Here is a 16,393-nt window from a genome sequence, read left to right on the forward strand (position 1 = left end):
GCAGCAAAGAAAGTGACTGCCGCCCCGCACAGGGGCAGCGCTAATAGACCGACACGATAACGGGACCCGCAGCGAAAGAGACATCCTTAAACCACCGCTTCAGCCCGCCGCGGCAACATCCGATCAAACTCCCGCTTGACGATGCCATAACACTCGCAAGCCCGCTCTTCGAGCCCCGCACGATCGAGAATCTTGATGCAACCACGGCTGTGATGAATAAGCCCTGCATCATGCAGCTTGCCAGCGGCTTCAGTCACACCTTCACGTCTCACGCCCAACATATCGGCGATCATCTGCTGCGTAACGCGCAATTGATCCGACGGCGTGCGATCCGTCTGGATCAGCAACCAGCGGCACAGTTGCTTCGACAGCGAGTGATGACGATTGCACGCCGCCGTCTGCGCGACTTGCGTCAGCAGGGCTTGCATGTACAGCAACATCACGCGACGCAGGAAGTCCGAACGACCGAAGTGCTCACGCAATGCCCCGGCGCTCATGCGATACGCGAAGCCCGCGCACTGCACTTGTACGCGCGTCGGCATGGTGTCGCCGCCCGTCAGCACCGGAACGCCCGACATCCCTTCGCGTCCGACCGCCGCGACTTCGACAGAGCCGCCGTCTTCCATCGTATGCAGGAGCGAGATGATCGCCGTGGTCGGGAAATACACGTGGTGGATGCGTTGACCGGAATCGCACAGCAACTGCTCCGTGCGCAATTGAACCAGTTCGAGATGAGGCGCGAGGGCTTGCCATTCCTGTGCCGGAAGCGCGCCCAAAAGATGATTGCCGTGCAGGTCTGATTGAAGAGTCAACATTTTATTAGTCTCGTGCGTGTGCGCTTCGCGCTTTTGATTTCTTCTGGCTCGCAACAGGATTCGTGTATGCATCTGTCGGCGTACATCGAACCCTGTTGCGACCAGCCCCGTAGCACGAATTCACCGCTCTTATCTGTTGTTGAAGGATCGCGGTGACCTTCGTGCGTGGTCATACATTAGCGAGAGGTGTGCCAGCGCACGCCAATCCTTATACCAACTGGGGTTTGCGCGAGTCCGCACGTAGCGCGCGGCAACGTGCGCTCAAGTACGAACAAAATTGATTCAATCGTGAAAGGCGTCCTTCATACGGATCGCACAGGAAGATCAACTGACGCCAAACGTTTTCGTCTGGCTAATACCTTGTCGCACCGGGCTTCCGACAGAGCGGCCGTCGTCAAAACGCTGCCGATTGCACGCCTCAAAGCCTTGTCGCGGTGGAAACGCGCTCCGCTCCCAAAATGTTGCAAACGTGGTTAACGGCTTTGCGCGCCGCTTTTGAAGGCCCTGCGTTAAGACGGCGCCGAGCCTTATGCAGCGGGCCTCTGCGGGATTCACCCAAGTATCGGTCCCGGGGCGCGCGTGATTGGGGGCGGATTTGCGGCGGCGCGAAAAACGTTGCATTGCTTATACCTAAGGGTATTGGCAATTCCGCAGAGGCTTCAAAAAAGGCCATGCATGAATGTGGTTCATGCTTGCTTGAACAACCTTCGTTTGTACGCAAGCATCGCTCGCGGCACCATGCACGGCATACCCACTTGATCCGCATGGAGCGAAAAAGATGAGCGACGTCATGGAGACTCCCGCAAAGAACGATTCGGCAATCGACCTCAAAGGCCGCGTGTCGATTTATCAGCCGGAACAGGAAGGCCTGATCTTCCCCGAGGTGCCGACGTTTTCGAGCCACACCGAACATCGTCAGTATCTGAAGGAGCGTCTCGTCGCCGCGTGCCGCGCGTTCGCGTTGCAAGGCTTCGATTACGGTTTCGCGGGCCACCTCACCGTGCGCGATCCGGAAAATCCGTCGCTCTACTGGACCAACCCGATGGCCGCTCATTTCGCGCAGGTCAAACTCTCGAACCTGATCTGCGCCGATCATCGGGGCAACGTGGTCGAGGGCAATTACGCGCTCAATCGCGCGGGCTTCGTGCTGCACGCCGCCGTGCATGAGCAGCATCAGGACATCGTCGCGATGTGCCACGCGCATACCGTCTACGGCACCGCCTTCGCGGCGCTCGGCAAGCCGCTCATCCCGATGTCGCAGGACGCCTGCGCGTTCTTCGAGGACCACGTCGTGATCGGCGACGAAGCGGGCAAGGTCGCCGTCGAAGTGAAGGGCGGCAACAAGGTCGCGAATGCATTCAAGGGCGTGAAGGCCGCGATTCACCAGAACCACGGGCTGCTGACCGCGAGCCGTCATAGCATCGATTCGGCGGCGTTCTGGTTCATCGCGCTGGAGCGCTGCTGCCAGCAGCAACTGATGATCGAAGCGACCGGCATCACGCCGAAGCTCGTGCCCGAAGACCGCGCTCGCTACAGTCGCGAGCACGTGGGGAGCGACTACATCGGCTGGCTGCACTTTCAGACCATCTGGAATGATCTGGTTGCGACGCAGCCTGACATGTTCGACTGATCGATCGTTTTTGCCGCAATACCTCGCCTTCGGAGAAAGGCGAGGCGATCCCCTTACAAGATTCGGAGACATCCCCATGACTACGTCGAGACAAGCGTTCCCGGCGTCGCCCGAGTTCGAGCGCGTGGACACCTCGGTGTCCGCGCTCTACGCAAAAGTGACGTGGCGCCTCATTCCGCTGCTGTTCCTCTGTTACGTCGCGGCCTATCTGGACCGCGTGAACGTCGGCTTCGCCAAGCTGCAGATGCTGAAGGATCTCGGCTTCAGCGAAACCGTCTACGGTCTGGGCGCGGGCATCTTCTTCATCGGCTATTTCATTTTCGAAGTGCCGAGCAACATCATCCTTCACAAGGTCGGCGCGCGGCTCTGGATCGCACGCGTGATGATCACCTGGGCGATCATCTCCGCCGCGATGATGTTCGTGCAAACGCCCACGACGTTCTATGTACTGCGCTTCCTGCTCGGTCTCGCCGAAGCGGGCCTGTTTCCGGGCGTCATCTTGTATCTGACGTACTGGTATCCGTCGGCGCGACGCGGCAGGATCATCGCGCTCTTCATGACGGGCATTCCGATTTCGGGCGTCATCGGCGGTCCGCTGTCGGGCTGGATTCTCCACGCGATGAGCGGCACGCACGGACTCGCCGGCTGGCAATGGCTCTTCCTGCTCGAAGCGATTCCGTCGCTGGTGCTGGGCTTCGCCATCATCTTCATGCTCGACAAAGGCATCGAGCAGGCGAAGTGGCTCACCGACGACGAGAAGAAGATTCTCGCCGCCAACGTCGCAGCCGATGCGCAGGGCGTCGAATCGCATTCGTTCAAGGACGGCTTCACGAATCCGATGGTCTGGGCGCTGTCCGTGATCTATCTGTTCTTCATCATGGGCCTGTACGGCGTGGGCTTCTGGCTGCCGACGCTCATCAAGGGATCGGGCGTGAAAGACCCGCTGACGATCGGCTTCCTGACGACGCTGCCGTATGCCGCCGCCGCGATTTCGATGATCGTCGTCGGGCGCAGCTCGGATGCGCGGCGCGAGCGGCGCTGGCACGTCGCGGTGCCGGGTCTCATCGGCACGCTGGGCTGGATCGTCGCGGTCATGGCAGGCAGCGGCAACGTCACGCTCGCGATGATCGGCCTCACCGTCGCGACGATGGGCGTCATGACCACGCTGTGCCAGTTCTGGTGCCTGCCGACCGCGATTCTCGCCGGCGCGGCCGCGGCGACCGGCGTGGCGGTCGTGAACTCGTTCGGCAATCTCGCGGGCTTCATCAGTCCGTATGTGATCGGCTGGATCATCGACAAGACGCATTCGACGGATCTCGGCGTGTACACGCTCGCGGCCTGTCTCGCGATCGGTGGCTTGCTGGTGTTGTTGATGCCCAGGCGTCTCGTGAACCGCTGATCCGGCGACGCTTCGTTCGGAACGGGCGATGCGGTGGCAACCGCATCGCCCTTTTTTGTATGATGGCGGACCAACCATTCCCGACGACTAAAGGACCACCGCCATGACCGCCGCAACGCAATTCGATCAGGTTTCCGTCATCAAACGCGCCAACGTCTACTTCGACGGCAAGTGCGTGTCGCACACCGTGCTCTTCGCCGACGGCACCAGAAAGACGCTCGGCGTGATCCTCCCCGGCACGCTCAACTTCGGCACCGATGCGCCCGAACTCATGGAAGTGCAGGCCGGCCAATGCCGCATCCGCCTCGACGGCAGCGACGAGTGGAAGACGTATGGCGCGGGCGAATCGTTCTCGGTGCCGGGCAAGAGCCGCTTCGATATCGACGTGGTCGAAACGCTCGACTACGTTTGCAGTTATCTCTGAGCGATTCGAATCGATCGTCCAATTTTTTGCGATGTCCACGTTTCGTGTACACTCCGTAAAACTGGACAACGAACCGCACTCATGCCGCCGAACGCCGAGCAACTCGTCGAAGCCGCCGCCGCCGCCTTCAGCGACGCGACCGGCCTCGCCGCGCGCCGCGTCAAACCGCCCGCGCGCGGCGAATACGACGCCGCCATCGAATTCCGCATCGGCGGCGCGCGCGTCAAGCGTCCCGTCGTCGTGCGGGAAAACATCGACCGCTTCAGCGCGCTGTCGGCGTTCGGCGCATCGGCCACGCGCGACGGCGGCGCGAATCCCACGCTCGTCACCCTGCATCTGTCGCCGGACATGATCCGCGCCTGCCGCGAACTGGGCATCGACGCACTCGATCTGGCCGGCAACGCGAGCCTCATCGAAGGCAATAGCGTCGTGATCGTTTCGGGCCGTCCACGCGCGGCGAAAGGCAAGGCGCATCGTTCCAGAACCTGGACCAAATCGACACTGCGCGTCACGCTGGCGCTACTCATCACACCTTCGCTGCTGGAGCGCGGTTATCGCGACATCGCGCAGAACGCGGGCGTCAGTCATGGCACGGTGCAGAACGCCGTGCGCGCGCTCATCGATCATCGCGATGTGTTCGAACGGCCCGATGGGCGCGGCCTGCAATTCGCCGACAAGGAACGGCTCATCGACGAATGGGTCACGCTGTATCCGCGGCAATTGCGCGAATCGCTCGTCATCGGGCGATATCGCGCGGACTCGAACGACTGGTGGCGCGACGCGCCCGATCTGCCGGGTCGATGCCAGTTCGGCGGCGAGCCCGCCGCGGCGATACTCACGGAGTATCTGAAACCAGCGACGGTCACCGCCTATTGCGCCGAAGCCACCGTGCCGCGCGAGTGGATCATGCAGGCGCGCTTGCGGCCCGATCCCGCCGGCAATGTCGAATTCCTGCGCGCGCCCGTCGCGCTCGCGCCCATCGACGGATTGCCGCCGAACGTCGTCGCGCCGCTGATCGTGTACGCCGATCTCGTCGCGAGCGGCGACCCGCGCAATCTCGAAACCGCCAGGATGCTGCGTGAACGCTACCTCGCCGCTTGAATTGCTGCCGCATCGCCCGCTCGTCGGCGTCATGTCGACGATGCTGCGCGAAGTCGTCGCCGCATCGGAGGCGACCGGCATCGCGTGGTTCGTCGGCGGCGCGAGCGCGCGCGACATCCTGCTCACGCACGTCCACGATATCGAGGCGACGCGCGCAACCGCCGACATCGACATCGGCATTTCGATTCAAGGCTGGACCGGTCACGACGCGTTGCGGCGCGCGCTGCTCGCGTCGGGCAATTTCACCGCGCCGAAGGGCTCGGCGCATCGCCTGAATTACAGCGCGCCGCAAACCGGCGAGCGCACGTGGCTCGATATCGTGCCGTTCGGCGGCGTGCAGGACGAGCACGGCGAAATCGCGTGGCCGCCGGACGGGTCGGTGCGGATGAACGTCGCGGGTTTCAGGCAGGCGCTCGATACGGCGATCGCCGTGCGCATCGACCGCGATCTCGTTGTGCCGGTCGCATCGCTGCCCGCGCAGGCGATGCTCAAGATCGTCGCGTGGCAGGACCGGCACGCGGCGGATCGCAAGGACGCGATCGATCTGCTCTTTCTGATGGCGCATTACGCGCAGGCCGGCAATCTCGACCGGCTCTATTCCGACGCCTTCGATCTCGTCGAGCGCCACGGCCACGATCCGGATATCGCGGGCGCGGCGCTGCTCGGCCGCGACACCGCGGCCATCGCGAATGACAGCGACATCCGCGCGCAGATTCTCGCGATCCTGCGCGTGGACGATCCCGCGCCGCCGATCCTCACGCACATGCTCGGCTCACGCATGGCGGTCTTCGAAGCCGATACGTCGGAACGCGTCGCCACGTTGTTTTACGCATTCCGCGAGGCGTTTTAGCACTCAGCCGTTGCGGAACAGATAACTGTACGCGTTGAGCGCGGGCACGCCGCCGAGATGCGCGTACAGCACCTTCGAGCCTTCGGGGAATTCGCCGTTGCGCACCATCTGGATCATGCCGTCCATCGATTTGCCTTCGTAGACGGGATCGGTCAGCACGCCTTCGAGCCGCGCGCACAGACGAATCGCCTCGAGCGTGCCTTCGTTCGGCAGGCCGTATTCGGGGCCGCCGAAGCGCGTGTCGAGAATCACGTCTTCGCGCGTGATGTCCTGGCCGAGATCGACGAGCTCCGCCGTGTGCTTCGCGATGCGCAGAATCTGATCGTGCGTCTGCTGCGGTTTCGCCGATGCATCGATGCCGATCACGCGCCGCGCGCGCCCGTCCGCCGCAAAGCCGACGACCATGCCCGCCTGCGTGCTGCCCGTCACCGAGCACACGACGATGTAATCGAAGCTGAAGCCCAGTTCCGCTTCCTGCGCGCGCACTTCCTCCGCGAAACCGACGAAGCCGAGACCGCCCAGCGGATGCTCCGAGCAACCGGCCGGCACCGGAAACGGCTTGCCGCCTGCCGCGCGCACGCTGTCCATCGCGTCCTGCCAGCTTTTGCGGATGCCGATATCGAAGCCATCCGCGACGAGCCGCACGTCCGCGCCCATCATCCGCGACATCTGGATATTGCCGACGCGGTCATAGACGGCATCGGAGTAATTGACCCAGTTCTCCTGCACGAGCACGCATTTCATGCCGAGGTGCGCCGCGACCGCCGCGACCTGGCGCGTCTGGTTCGACTGCACGCCGCCGATCGACACGAGCGTGTCGCAGCCTTCGGCGATCGCTTCGGGAATCAGATATTCGAGCTTGCGCGTCTTGTTGCCGCCGAACGCGAGGCCGCTGTTGCAGTCCTCGCGCTTCGCATACAACTCGACCTTGCCGCCGAGATGCGCGGACAGGCGCTTGAGCGGCTGGATCGGCGTCGGTCCGAAAGTGAGCGGATAACGGGGAAAACGTTGCAGGTTCATGATCGGCGTCCTCGTGAGGGTGGAACACCATCGTAGAGATTGTCGCGATCAGCCGGGTTGCGAAAAAAATGCTCCTGGCCTAACGTTTCTGGTGATACTGATGCCGATGCAAATTTTTATTTCGTCCTACAACGAACACACGCAATGAAAAAAACCTCATCCGCGCCGAACCCGCATCCGGCGGGCGTTCAGACCGATCGTGTCGATCGCGCGATTCTGCGTCAGTTGCAGCGCGACGCGTCGATCTCGAACGTCGCGCTCGCGGAGAAGGTCAATCTCAGCCCGCCCGCGTGTCTGCGGCGCGTCGAGCGGCTGCGCGAAACGGGACTGATCCGCGCGACCGTCGCGCTGCTGAATCCGAAAGCGCTCGACGCCGGCATGCTCGTGCTGATCGGCGTGATCCTCGATCGCTCGACGCCGGATTCCTTCGCCGATTTCGAAAAGGCCGCGCAGAAGGTGCCCGGCTGCATGGAGTGCCATGTCGTGACGGGCGAGTTCGATTTCTTCATGCTGATCCGCACGCGCGACAGCGAGAGCTTCAACCGGCTTCATGCCGAGAAGCTGCTTTATCTTCCCGGCGTGCGCCAGATCCGCACGTTCGTCGTGCTGCGCGAGATTCTTTCGACGACCGCGTTTCCGATCGGCGACTCGGCCGGCGCGCGCACGCAGGACATCACTCGATCATAGGGCGACCGCCCGATGAAAAAGGACTCTGTAAAATGCAGTCACATGATCAATTCTGTCTGAGGGCACGCTGCGAAAGCCGAGGTTCATAAGTGACACTACACCGCATTACCGACGTCGCGCGCCTGACGGGAACGAACGTATCCACGCTCCGGTTGTGGGAACAGCACGGACTGGTATCGCCGAAACGCTCGGCAGTCGGGCAGCGTGTTTTCGATCAGGCCGATATCGAGAAGATTCGCGCCATACAGCACATGCGGAAAGTCGAAGGACTCAATATGTCCGCGATCCGCAAGGCGCTTGCGGAAAAAGACCTCGACACTACGCCGGAGTCTCTTGAGCGCGAGCCGGAAACGGCGGGGCTCAACGAAAGCGGACAAAACGGACTGGGCAGCCGCTTCCGGCTCGCCAGAAGAAAAGCCGGGTTGTCCTTGCGCGAAGCGGCAGAATCGACCGGGCTCGCCGTTTCCTTTATCTCGACTTTCGAACGCACTTCGCAAGGCGCCACCGTCGCGAGCATGCAGGCGCTGGCACTCTGCTACGGGACGACGGTAACGGATCTGTCTCAACCGTCACGCAGCAAGCCTCACCGCGAGGTCGTTCGACGCGGGCAAGAGCGCAGTATCGCGGGCTTCGGCAAGAACATCCGCATCCTTCAACTGGCCGAGTCGCTCAGTCTGCTCGACTGCCAGAAGTGGGTGCTTCAGCCTGGCGCGGAAAGCAGCGGGTTCTACTCACACGAAGGCGAAGAGTTTATCCACGTGCTATCCGGGGCATTTCATATCGCCGTGGACGATGTGCAACACGTTCTCGGGCCTGGCGATAGCATCGCTTTTCCGAGCCAGCATCCGCATAGCTGGAAGGCGACGGGTGACGAGCCAACGGTGCTTATCTGGGTCAACACGCCGAAGAGTTTCTAGGCGGGGAAAGCGTGCTTACATCGACAGTCGCGCGAGCTTTATGGCCGAAGCGCGACTGCCTGACAAAACGTCGGGTCAGGGCGTCGAGCTGACTTCAACGCGATCCATCGATACCGTGCGCGCATGATTGCCCTGCGCCCCGCTCTTACCGATCCCGTACCGCTGCGCGATCAGGCCCATCATCACGATGACGGCAGCGAGACCCGCCGTCGACAGCACTTCCGTGCGGTAGGTTCCTTCCACCGCCATGGTGACCAGCGCGCCGATCACGAAGGCGATAACGGCCCAGGTCAGCCACGGAAACAACCACATCTTCAGCTTCAGTTCGACGCCTTGCGCCTCCAGTTGCCGACGCATACGCAACTGGCAGCAAGCTATCGTCAGATAGACGAGCAACGCGACACAACCCGTGGTCTGCATCAGGACGTCGTAGAGATCCATCTTGGAGCTTGCCATCATATAAACCGCCGTGAAGGCGAAGACGCTCGACATCACGACGGCCACATAAGGCGTACCGGTCCTGTTCGCGGTCCTGGCCATGATCCGGTGTGCATCGCCACGTCCGGCGAGCGAAAAGAGCATGCGCGACGCCGTATAGAGCGACGAATTAAAGCAACTGCAAACCGACGTCAGCACCACGCAGTTGACGATCAAGCGGGCATGGGGAATACCGAGGGCGCCGAGCGCGACGGTGTAGCTTCCGCGCGTAGGATCCACCAGCGCGGGATCGTTGTAAGGCACGAGGCACACAACCAGAAAGATCGATCCGACATAGAACAGGATGATGCGCCACACGACCGAACGAATCGCCTTGAAAATCTCCCTTCCCGGATTGACGGACTCGCTCGCCGCCACCGTCACGACCTCGGCCCCGATCATGGCGAACATCACGCCGAGCAATGCGGTGACGACCGATTTGGGTCCGTTCGGCATGAAACCCGAATCGCTCAGATGGGAGAAACCGCGGGCATGTCCGAAAGGCCAGAGATGCACGACAGCGAGACTGCCGATCACCAGAAACAAGATAATCGCCGTCACCTTGATCATGCCGAACCAGAACTCGAACTCGCCGTAGTTCTTCACGTTCATGAGATTCGTGCCGATGAACGCAAGGGTCAGCATCAGCGCGAAAGCCCAGTCGGGTATCGAAGCGAACCAGGCATGCAGAATCTGGCCGGCGACATAGGCTTCCCAGCCCATCAACATCGCCCAGAAATACCAGTACAGCCAACCGATCGTGAAGCCCGCCCAACGGCCGATGGCGCGGTCCGCATAGGTCGAGAACGATCCGGTATCCGGCTGGGCGATCGCCATCTCACCCAACATCCGCATGACGAGAAAAACGAGAATGCCGCCCGCCAGGTAAGCGAGAATGACCGACGGCCCTGCGAGCGCGATTTGTTTGCCCGATCCTATGAACAGAGCGGCGCCAATGACTCCCGCAATGGAAATCATGGTCATATGACGTGACTGAAGGCCGCCCTTGAGCGTTCCGTCATGGGAGTTCGACATGGTATCTCCTGTTGCACTGCTAAATATCTGCGTTTTGATCCGATGCGTTGCCGATCGCGCTGGTTGAGATCAGTCGATGATCAGATAGGACTTCCGGATGTCCTCATGGATATCCCATATCCCGTGGCAGTTCGCGGGAAAATAGACGCTGTCTCCCGCGCGCAACTCGATCGTCGCCTGGCCGTCCGGCGTGAAGAAGCAATGGCCGGCAAGAATATGGCTGAACTCGCGCTTAGTGACTTGCCGACGCCACACGCCACGGCTGCACTCCCAAATGCCGAATGCAACTCCCTCTTCCTCTGAACGACCATCGAGCGCCGTTCTCGTTCGGGAAACCGGCTCGCCAACGGGTGCGGCAACGTCCACCCAGGGTGAAAAACGCGTGCTGTCTTCATATCGGTAAACAATGGGCTTCATATATTTCGACATCCTTATGATTTATCTTCCAATCCGGACGGGGCAAGTTTTGCCAGCGCGACGTCGAACGTCCTCGGCACCGCACCCGCCGCTTCCCGGCATTCCTTTCTGCGTACCGCGCCGCGCACCAGCGACCCGCCGATGTATTTGATCGGCTCCGGCGGGAACGTCCGCGCCCGGCGCTCGACGAGCGCACAACCGCTCCATTCGTCTTTTCGCTCAAGCGCAAGACTGGCGAGAATCTTTCCGCCGATCCGGCTGGGTCCGACGCCATTACCGCTCCAGCCGACGCCATAGTGAATATGCTGCGTGCCGGAGAGCGTGCCGAAGACCGGCAAGCTGTCGTAGGTTCGATCGATCGGGCCTGACCACGCATGCGTGAGGCGCACGCTGGACAGTGTCGGATAGGTACGCCGGAAGTCTTGCTCCGTCATCGCACAACTCTCGGCGTGATGGCTGAACGTTTCGTCGATGATCCCGCCTCTGGAGAGCGCCCCGGTTCCCTTGCCGAAGGCAATGCGCCCGTCACGGGTCGTCCGGTAGTAGTTCACCATCAGTTGCGAATCGGTGATCGCTTCGCCTCCCGTCCAGCCGATCGAACGCAATTGTTCCGGGATCGGCTCGGTCACGACGATGGAACTGTTGACCGGCACGATCAAGCGTGCGATTTCGGGAATGGCCGTCGCCCATGCATTCGTTGCCAGTACAACGGCGTTCGCGCGCACCTGAGCTTTGTCGGTGCGCACGATGGACGGACAATCGCGGCTGATTTCCAGAACCGGCGTGTTCTCATAAATGCGGATGCCGCGCTTCAATGCGAGCCTGCGCATACCTCGAACCAGCGCCGCCGGCTGAACCGTGGCATTGCTGCGCTCGAACACGCCCGCCCGATGAATGGCGGAGCCCGTTCTGCGGGCGACTTCGTCCGAAGCGACCTGTTCGAAGGGACGCACGCCCAGTTTGGCGCAGGCTTCGACCGTCGCGGTCCATGAGTCGCCCTGCGCTTCCGAGGTCGACGTCCACAGCCAGCCGGCGCGCCGGAAATGCGCATCGATAGCGTGCTGCTCGCAAAAGTCTCCGAGTTCCTCGATCGCACGCTCTGACGCACGCGCTAAAAACAGCGCCTGCTCGACATCCATGAACGCCAGCAGCGACGCGATTTTCGGCCACCACGACATCACGAAACCGCCGTTACGCCCGGACGCGCCGCCGCCGCAAACGTCACGTTCGAGCACGACGACTTTTGCCGCCGGACTGAGTTCGCGAATGGTCAGCGCCGTCCAGAGCCCGACGAACCCGCCGCCCACAACGACGACATCGGCGTCCTCGGATGCGGACAGAGGCGCGGCCACGTCCAGTTGCGGCTCGGCATCGAGCATCCAGAAACTTCGCTGGAGGAGCGGGATCTCCCGCCGCGCAGAGGTCGAAACTTTCATAACACCCTTAACAATTTGTGCTTTTCCCCGAGAGAACCGCAGACCGGCTCGATTCTTCGAGAACAAAAAGGCTACATGTTTTCTGTAGAACAGGACGATAGGGAAATGTTCGCGATGAGAGAATCAGGGTTTTCCCGCGAGCGATCACGCCAGCGTAGCCGTGACGCATCGCGAGGCGCACGCCCGCCGTCGCCCCGATGACAAATTGCGAAAGACCTGCTGAAAAATTACGCTACGATTCAGGGTTTTCCATGTCCGGGCATCCCGTTTCGTTGTGACCGCGTCTGATTTCAAAGCCCTGGCCAAGGCGATTCTGGCTCGCCTCGCGTCGCGGCTGCGTCCGCATCTGCGGCCGCGCACGCTGCTTCTGCTGCCTGCCCTCTTCCTGCTCTACGTGCTGGTGCTGATCCCGTTCACGCCCGGCATCCGCGATATCCGCAAGGCAAAGGTCGACCAGCCCGCGCAGATCTATTCCGCCGATGGCAAGCTGCTCGCGGAGTTCAAGCCGACGCATCGCGAATGGGTGAGCCTCAAGGAAATTTCGCCGCAGGTGATCGACGCGCTCATCGCGACGGAAGACCGGCGTTTCTATCAGCATCACGGAATCGATTTCAGGCGCACCGCGGGCGCGGCGCTGCATACGTTCTCGGGCGACCGCCAGGGCGGCTCGACGCTCACGCAGCAGCTCGCGCGCAATCTGTATCCCGAGGAAATCGGCCGCTCGCAGACGCTCACGCGCAAGCTGAAGGAAGCGATCACCGCGTTCAAGATCGAAGCGCTCTATTCGAAGGACGAGATTCTCGAAACCTATCTGAACACGGTGCCGTTCCTCTACAACGCGTACGGCATCGAAATGGCCGCGCGCACGTACTTCGACAAATCCGCGGGCCAGCTCGACGTGCTCGAAAGCGCGACGCTCATCGGCATGTTGAAGGGCAACAGCTATTACAACCCGGTGATCAATCCCGAGCGCGCGCTCGACCGGCGCAACATTGTGCTCGGGCAGATGGTGAAGTTCGGCCATCTGCAAGCGGCGAAGCTCGACGCGCTCAAGAAGCGTCCGCTGCGCATCGACTTCGAACGGCAGACGGAAGAGCCCGGCCGCGCGCCGCACTTCGCGCAGCAGTTGCGCAAATGGCTGATCGGCTGGGCCGACGACAACGACTACAACATCTATTCGGATGGTCTCGTCGTGCGCACGACCATCGACTCGCGTCTCCAGACGATGGCGACGAACGCGCTCGCGCTGCAGGGCAATCAGTTGCAATCGATCGCGAATGCGGCGTGGGGCGGACGAGGTGGTTGCGCGAACACGAACGCGGATCTCGCGCACGCGTTCATCCGCGAGACGGATCAGTATCGCGCGCTGCGCACGAGCGGCGCGAACGATGCCGATGCCATCAAAAATCTCGGCGCGGACCGCGCGTTCATGCAGGCGCTCTGCGAGAACAAGACGCGCGTGCAGGCCGCGTTCCTCGCGCTCGATCCGCGCAACGGCCAGATCAAGGCGTGGGTCGGCAGCCGCGATTTCACGCAGGATCCGTTCGATCACGTCGCGCAGGCGCGCCGTCAGCCGGGCTCGACGTTCAAGCCCTTCGTCTACGGCGCGGCGTTCGAGCGCGGCGCGAAGCCGACCGACACGTTCATCGATCAGGCCGTGGAGATTCCGGTGCGCGGCGCCGAAACCTGGCGTCCGACCGACGATTCGCCGCCCTCCGGCCGCCCGGTGAGTCTGCGCGACGGCATCGCCTATTCGAAGAACCGCATCACCGCGCAACTGATGGAACAGGTCGGGCCCGGACGCGTCGCGCGGCTCGCACGCGACATGGGCGTGCGCGACAGTCATCTCGATGTGGTGCCATCGCTCGCGCTCGGCACGAGTCCGGTCACGCTGAAGGAGATGGTGTCGGCGTACGGCACCATCGCCAATGACGGTAGTTATATAGAGCCGCTGCTCGTCACGCGCATCGAGAACAAGGACGGCGACGTGCTCGCGCAGTTCGAGAGCGCGCCCGAACGCGCGCTGTCCGTCGATGCGACGCGCAAGCTCGTCGATGTGATGCGCGACGTGATCAATCGCGGCACGGGCACGGCGATCCGCACGCGCTTCGGCATCCGCGCGGACGTCGCGGGCAAGACCGGCACGACGCAGGACAACGCGGACGGCTGGTTCATCCTGATGCATCCGCAACTCGTGGCGGGCGCGTGGGTCGGCTTCAACGACAGCCGCGTCACGCTGCGCAGCGACTACTGGGGACAAGGCGCGCATAGCGCACTGCCGATCGTCGGCGATTTCGTGCAGCGCTCGCTGCGTTCGCATCTGATCGACGCACGCGCGCGCTTCGACACGCAGGAAACGCCGGGCCTATGGCAGACGATGGCCACCCGCGTGCGGACCTGGTTCGACGAAACATTCTCGAAAGCGCCGAAGCCGGGCAAGCCGAAAACCGCGCAGACCGCGGCGCAGCCGCCGGCGCGCACGAAGCGCGCGCCTTCAGAGCCAGTGGCCGAAGTGACCGAAGAAACGCCGCAACCGCCGGTGTTCACGACGATGCCGCCGATCCTGCCATCGGTATCGAACGGCGAAAGCGCGAGCGGCGCGGCGGCGGCATCGGCGCCCGACGCCGCGTCGGCCGCGCAGCAATAACGCCCGGCGGGCATCCATCGAAGCCGGTTAGTTGCGGCGCAATCGTTTCAAAATCGCCCTTCCGCCCTTATGCGCGGTCGCGCACAGAGCATGCGCGGAAATGGTGCTTCGATGCATCAAGGCGAAACAAGTCCACCGAAGATTTCGCCGCCACAATGGCGCGCTGTGGCCACACGCGCCAGCCAAACAGGAACGGAAACCTGGTCTTCCAGGGTTTCCCGCTCCACGGACGTCCCCATGTCACGCGATACGTCCTTTCTATGTCCGGCTGGTTTCGGAGAACGAGTTGAACAAGCAATTTCCCCGCGTCAAGCGAGCCCTCGTGGCCACCGCGCTCGCCCTGCCGCTTTCGTCGTCCAGTTTTGCCCAGAGCATCAGCGCGACGCTGCCGTGGACCGGCACATGGAGCACCGCGCCGATGGCCACTCGCGACGGCGGCTTCAATAATCAGACGATCCGGCAGATCGTGCACACGAGCATCGGCGGGACGGCCGTCGGCGTGCAGTTCTCGAATCTGTATGGCAGCGATCCGCTCGTCATCGGCGATGTGCGCGTCGCGCTAAGGGCGAGCGGCCAGCGCACCGTGCCCGGCAGCGACAAGGCCGTGACCTTCGACGGTCAGCCCTTCGTCACGATCCCGCCGGGCCGCGTGATGATGAGCGATCCGGTCGCGTTTCAGGTGCCGGCGCTCACGGATATCGTCGTCAGCGCCTATCTGCCGCAGCAGACGCCGAGCGGAACGACCGGTCACGTGGACGCGCTTCAGGATGTGTATATCGCACCCGGCGACGTCAGCGCCGACCCGAACTTCACGGGCGGCGTCGTCAACGCACTCGGCGAGCAGTCTTATTACTATCTCACCGACGTCGTCGTGCAAAACGCCAGTGCGACGGGCGCCGTGGTCGCGTTCGGCGCATCGATCACCGAAGGCGTCGCGTCGCAGCCGAACACCAACGGCCGCTGGTCGAACCTGCTCGCCGCGCGCCTGCAGCAAGCCGGCATGACGGTCGGCGTGCTCAATCAGGGCATTTCCGGCAACGACTTCTTCACGAACGGTTCGGGCGAAGCCGGTCTCACGCGCTTCCAGCGCGACGTGCTCGACCAGTACAACGTGAAGTGGGTCATCATTTCCGATGACGCGGTCAACAATCTGATCGGTGGCGCGCCACCGACGGCGGCCCGTCTGAACAGCGCGTTCAGCGAGCTCGCGCAGAGCGCGCACGCGGCGGGCGTCGGCGTGATCTGCTCGACGCTCACGCCGTTCGAGGGCGTGTCGTCGTGGACGCCGGACATCGAAGCGACGCGCGCAGCGGTGAACGCGTTCGTTGCCAGCGCCGACAGCGGCTGCGACGCCGTGCTCGATCAGGCCGCCGCGCTCGGCGATCCTTCCAATCCGCCCGTCATGCTCGGCGCGTACGACAGCGGCGACAACCTGCATCCGAATCAGGCGGGGATGCAGGCCATCGCCAATTCCGTGAATCTGGGCTGGTTCAAGTAGGCGGCGCGAAAACGCAAAAACGCCATGCGAAAGATGCTCC

The 16,393-nt window shown here is 62.6% G+C and carries 14 protein-coding genes; 9 read left to right on the forward strand and 5 right to left on the reverse strand.

Going from position 1 to position 16,393, the window contains the following annotated elements; all coding sequences use genetic code 11:
• Positions 1–86 precede the first annotated feature (86 nt).
• Positions 87–815, reverse strand: coding sequence for a Crp/Fnr family transcriptional regulator (locus QCE73_RS18915; RefSeq protein WP_035500360.1), 729 nt, complete (start codon positions 813–815; stop codon positions 87–89).
• A 778-nt stretch (positions 816–1,593) separates the two neighbouring features.
• Here QCE73_RS18915 and QCE73_RS18920 point away from each other — a divergent pair.
• From QCE73_RS18920 to QCE73_RS18940, 5 genes are all read left to right on the forward strand, one after another.
• Entirely contained in the window at positions 1,594–2,445 is an 852-nt protein-coding gene (locus QCE73_RS18920) for a class II aldolase/adducin family protein (RefSeq protein WP_309882998.1), read from the forward strand.
• Positions 2,446–2,521: 76 nt separating this feature from the next.
• Complete coding sequence (locus QCE73_RS18925; RefSeq protein WP_309882999.1) at positions 2,522–3,844, forward strand: MFS transporter; 1,323 nt, start codon at positions 2,522–2,524, stop codon at positions 3,842–3,844.
• Between the two features lie 103 nt (positions 3,845–3,947).
• Positions 3,948–4,268 carry a pyrimidine/purine nucleoside phosphorylase gene (locus QCE73_RS18930; protein ID WP_035500356.1) on the forward strand — a complete coding sequence of 107 codons (321 nt, stop codon included), beginning with the start codon at positions 3,948–3,950 and terminating at the stop codon, positions 4,266–4,268.
• 81 nt (positions 4,269–4,349) lie between these two features.
• The gene (locus QCE73_RS18935) at positions 4,350–5,369 is read left to right on the forward strand and encodes a type IV toxin-antitoxin system AbiEi family antitoxin (RefSeq protein ID WP_309883001.1); all 1,020 of its coding nucleotides are present in this window, start codon (positions 4,350–4,352) and stop codon (positions 5,367–5,369) included.
• A complete protein-coding gene (locus QCE73_RS18940) occupies positions 5,347–6,219 on the forward strand; it encodes a nucleotidyl transferase AbiEii/AbiGii toxin family protein (protein WP_309883002.1) in 873 nt (290 codons plus the stop codon). The genes QCE73_RS18935 and QCE73_RS18940 overlap by 23 nt, the downstream gene beginning before the upstream one ends.
• 3 nt (positions 6,220–6,222) lie before the next feature.
• On the opposite strand, the gene QCE73_RS18945 is transcribed toward QCE73_RS18940, so the two are convergent.
• Positions 6,223–7,239 (reverse strand): 1-aminocyclopropane-1-carboxylate deaminase, encoded by a 1,017-nt coding sequence (locus QCE73_RS18945; protein ID WP_238212418.1) that lies wholly within the window; start codon positions 7,237–7,239, stop codon positions 6,223–6,225.
• A 144-nt stretch (positions 7,240–7,383) separates the two neighbouring features.
• Between QCE73_RS18945 and QCE73_RS18950 the strand changes: the two genes are divergently transcribed.
• Positions 7,384–7,926, forward strand: a complete 543-nt coding sequence (locus QCE73_RS18950; protein WP_035500352.1) for an Lrp/AsnC family transcriptional regulator — start codon at positions 7,384–7,386, stop codon at positions 7,924–7,926.
• An 89-nt stretch (positions 7,927–8,015) separates the two neighbouring features.
• The gene (locus QCE73_RS18955) at positions 8,016–8,843 is read left to right on the forward strand and encodes a cupin domain-containing protein (RefSeq protein ID WP_309883003.1); all 828 of its coding nucleotides are present in this window, start codon (positions 8,016–8,018) and stop codon (positions 8,841–8,843) included.
• 75 nt (positions 8,844–8,918) lie between these two features.
• On the opposite strand, the gene QCE73_RS18960 is transcribed toward QCE73_RS18955, so the two are convergent.
• The 3 genes from QCE73_RS18960 to QCE73_RS18970 form a co-directional block, all read right to left on the reverse strand.
• Positions 8,919–10,355, reverse strand: coding sequence for an amino acid permease (locus tag QCE73_RS18960; protein ID WP_309883005.1), 1,437 nt, complete (start codon positions 10,353–10,355; stop codon positions 8,919–8,921).
• Positions 10,356–10,424: 69 nt separating this feature from the next.
• Positions 10,425–10,772: a cupin domain-containing protein gene (locus tag QCE73_RS18965; RefSeq protein ID WP_309883007.1), complete on the reverse strand. Its 348-nt coding sequence runs from the start codon at positions 10,770–10,772 to the stop codon at positions 10,425–10,427.
• A 14-nt stretch (positions 10,773–10,786) separates the two neighbouring features.
• Positions 10,787–12,274, reverse strand: a complete 1,488-nt coding sequence (locus tag QCE73_RS18970; protein ID WP_309883010.1) for an FAD-dependent oxidoreductase — start codon at positions 12,272–12,274, stop codon at positions 10,787–10,789.
• Between the two features lie 208 nt (positions 12,275–12,482).
• Between QCE73_RS18970 and QCE73_RS18975 the strand changes: the two genes are divergently transcribed.
• Positions 12,483–14,855, forward strand: coding sequence for a penicillin-binding protein 1A (locus tag QCE73_RS18975; protein ID WP_404989784.1), 2,373 nt, complete (start codon positions 12,483–12,485; stop codon positions 14,853–14,855).
• Between the two features lie 286 nt (positions 14,856–15,141).
• Positions 15,142–16,353, forward strand: a complete 1,212-nt coding sequence (locus tag QCE73_RS18980) for a GDSL-type esterase/lipase family protein (RefSeq protein WP_309883012.1) — start codon at positions 15,142–15,144, stop codon at positions 16,351–16,353.
• Positions 16,354–16,393 lie beyond the last annotated feature (40 nt).

The organism is Caballeronia sp. LZ029 (assembly GCF_031451275.1).
GTDB lineage: Bacteria > Pseudomonadota > Gammaproteobacteria > Burkholderiales > Burkholderiaceae > Caballeronia > Caballeronia jiangsuensis.

Bases quoted from the DNA above. Each gene is read 5' to 3' on its own strand.
- QCE73_RS18915 (WP_035500360.1), bottom strand. From the start codon at position 815: ATGTTGACTCTTCAATCAGACCTGCACGGCAATCATCTTTTGGGCGCG.
- QCE73_RS18920 (WP_309882998.1), top strand. From the start codon at position 1,594: ATGAGCGACGTCATGGAGACTCCCGCAAAGAACGATTCGGCAATCGAC.
- QCE73_RS18925 (WP_309882999.1), top strand. From the start codon at position 2,522: ATGACTACGTCGAGACAAGCGTTCCCGGCGTCGCCCGAGTTCGAGCGC.
- QCE73_RS18930 (WP_035500356.1), top strand. From the start codon at position 3,948: ATGACCGCCGCAACGCAATTCGATCAGGTTTCCGTCATCAAACGCGCC.
- QCE73_RS18935 (WP_309883001.1), top strand. From the start codon at position 4,350: ATGCCGCCGAACGCCGAGCAACTCGTCGAAGCCGCCGCCGCCGCCTTC.
- QCE73_RS18945 (WP_238212418.1), bottom strand. From the start codon at position 7,239: ATGAACCTGCAACGTTTTCCCCGTTATCCGCTCACTTTCGGACCGACG.
- QCE73_RS18950 (WP_035500352.1), top strand. From the start codon at position 7,384: ATGAAAAAAACCTCATCCGCGCCGAACCCGCATCCGGCGGGCGTTCAG.
- QCE73_RS18960 (WP_309883005.1), bottom strand. From the start codon at position 10,355: ATGTCGAACTCCCATGACGGAACGCTCAAGGGCGGCCTTCAGTCACGT.
- QCE73_RS18965 (WP_309883007.1), bottom strand. From the start codon at position 10,772: ATGAAGCCCATTGTTTACCGATATGAAGACAGCACGCGTTTTTCACCC.